1 protein-coding gene is annotated in these 2,770 nt (G+C 44.3%); it reads left to right on the top strand.

Annotated elements, in window-relative coordinates:
- Window positions 1-56: 56 nt before the first annotated feature.
- Window positions 57-2,234, top strand: coding sequence for a CHAT domain-containing protein (locus P5674_RS24030; RefSeq protein ID WP_434475134.1), 2,178 nt, complete (start codon window positions 57-59; stop codon window positions 2,232-2,234).
- Window positions 2,235-2,770: the final 536 nt, after the last annotated feature.

Below are 2,770 nucleotides of genomic sequence, written 5' to 3'. Positions count from 1 at the left end.
ACCTAGACTACTACAACCAAGCTTTACCCCTATTAAGGGCTGTGGGGGATAGAGGAATGGAAGCTACTACTCTCAGCAATATTGGCGCTGTGTACGACTCCTTGGGAGAAAAACAAACAGCCCTAGACTACTACAACCAAGCTTTACCCCTATTAAGGGCTGTGGGGGATAGAGGAATGGAAGCTACTACTCTCAGCAATATTGGCGCTGTGTACGACTCCTTGGGAGAAAAACAAACAGCCCTAGACTACTACAACCAAGCTTTACCCCTATTAAGGGCTGTGGGGGATAGAGGAATGGAAGCTACTACTCTCAGCAATATTGGCGCTGTGTACGACTCCTTGGGAGAAAAACAAACAGCCCTAGACTACTACAACCAAGCTTTACCCCTAAGAAGGGCTGTGGGGGATAGAGAGGGGGAAGCTACTACTCTCAGCAATATTGGCGCTGTGTACGACTCCTTGGGAGAAAAACAAACAGCCCTAGACTACCTTAACCAAGCTTTACCCCTATCAAGGGCTGTGGGGGATAGAGGGGGGGAAGCTACTATCCTCACCGGTATGGCTTTTCTCCAACGTTCCCAAGGCGAACTCACCGAAGCCCTGGTTAATATGGAAAAGGCGATTAACTTGACTGAAGAACTCCGCAGCTTAGCCCCTCCAGGCGAACTCCGCCAAACCTTTTTCTCCACCGTTCAAGACCGTTACCAATTATATATTGAATTGTTAATGGAACTGCATCAACAAAACCCCCAAAAAGGATATGATGCCCTAGCTTTTCATGCCAGCGAACGTAGCCGCGCCCGCCGCCTTTTGGAACTTCTCGCCGAAGCTGGTGCTAATATTCGTGAAGGCGTAGACCCTCAACTTTTGCAGCAGGAACAAAGCCTAATACAACAACTCAATGCCATAGAACATCAACGGTATGAACTCACCCAGGGTCAATTTACCACAGAACAAATCGATGCACTGAAAACTCAATCCCAATCTCTCATTAATCAACTCAATCAACTACAAACCCAAATTAGGGTCGTCAGTCCCAACTATGCTAACCTGCAATATCCCCAACCTCTGAACTTAGAACAAGTGCAGCAACAGGTACTTGATGATGATACCTTGCTGTTACAATATTACCTAGGAGAAGAACGCAGTTTTCTCTGGGCGGTGACTAAGGATAGTATAACCAGTTATATTCTGCCTGCTCAAGGGGAAATCGAGGCAGTAGCTGCCCCTTATCGAGAAGCTATTAACCGTGATAATACCACCACAGTAGCCCAGGGATTACCCCTGAGTGAAATCTTAATTTCACCTGTAGTTAATCAACTGAATAATCAACGGTTATTGATTGTCGGAGATGGGATTTTACAATTCATTCCTTTTGCCGCTTTACCGATACCTTCTCAACCCGATACCCCCCTGTTAGTCGAACATGAAATTGTCACCGCTTCCTCAGCTACTCTCATTGCTATTCAACGAGAACAATTAGCAAATCGGGACACTGCTGCTAAAATTGTAGCGGTATTAGCTGACCCTATTTTTGAATCAAACGACCAGCGATTAAATCAAATCACCTCTGATAATAACTCCCCAAGTCTTGATGATTTAGCCTTAGCTAGGGCGACCAGAAGTTTAGGGTTAGGGGATACAGCCCCCCAGTTAAATCGATTAAAATATAGCCGTGTTGAAGCGGAAAATATTGCCGAATTAGTCCCGGAAAATGAAAGAATGAAAGCCTTGGGTTTTGAGGCTTCCCGCTACCTAGCCACTCACCCCAATTTATCTGAATATCAAATCATCCACTTCGCGACTCATGGGTTAATTGATACAGTCAATCCAGAATTATCTGGATTGGTGTTATCATTATTTAATTACCAGGGAGAATCGGATAATGGCTTTGTGCGTTTAAATGATATATTTAACCTGAATTTACCCGCCGAATTAGTAGTATTAAGCGCTTGTCAGACGGGCTTAGGTCGGGAAGTAAGAGGAGAGGGTTTAGTAGGTTTAACTCGCGGTTTTATGTATGCGGGGGCGCGACGAGTGGTGGTGAGTTTATGGAATGTCAATGATTTAGCAACTTCCCAGTTAATGACTCGGTTTTATCAGGAGATATTGAATGAGAATCAACAGCCAATTATAGCTTTAAGAGAAGCACAATTAGAGATGTGGAATTCCGGTCAATGGCAGTCTCCCTATTATTGGGGTGCGTTTACTATTCAAGGAGATTGGCGGTAATTAATTAATACAGCACCCTCACCCAGCTTTATTCGTAGGTTGGGTTGAGGCACGAAACCCAACATTATGGCTCAAATCGCGGGGATTGAATTACTCAAATAAACCCAGATTTTCTAGCTTGTACTTTCCCATAAATTGTCTGCAACAATAAAGGAATGAACCCATGATTAAACCACAGCAACTCATCAAAATCGGATTAACAGCAGTCACCTTATCAGTGATTCTAGGGGAGTCAGTAGTGGCGACCTCACCCAGCTTTATTCGTAGGTTGGGTTGAGGCACGAAACCCAACATTATGGCTCAAATCGCGGGGATTGAATTACTCAAATAAACCCAGATTTTCTAGCTTGTACTTTCCCATAAATTGTCTGCAACAATAAAGGAATGAACCCATGATTAAACCACAGCAACTCATCAAAATCGGATTAACAGCAGTCACCTTATCAGTGATTCTAGGGGAGTCAGTAGTGGCGACCTCACCCAGCTTTATTCGTAGGTTGGGTTGAGGCACGAAACCCAACATTATGGCTCAAATC

This window comes from Limnospira sp. PMC 289.06 (assembly GCF_032350395.1).
Classification (GTDB): Bacteria; Cyanobacteriota; Cyanobacteriia; order Cyanobacteriales; family Microcoleaceae; genus Limnospira; species Limnospira platensis.
The sequence above is the reverse complement of the archived record's forward strand: the minus strand, read 5'-3'. Positions and strand labels throughout refer to the sequence as shown.

What these genes read in the sequence shown, in the direction of transcription:
- P5674_RS24030 (WP_434475134.1), top strand. Translation starts at nt 57, where the DNA reads ATGGAAGCTACTACTCTCAGCAATATTGGCGCTGTGTACGACTCCTTG.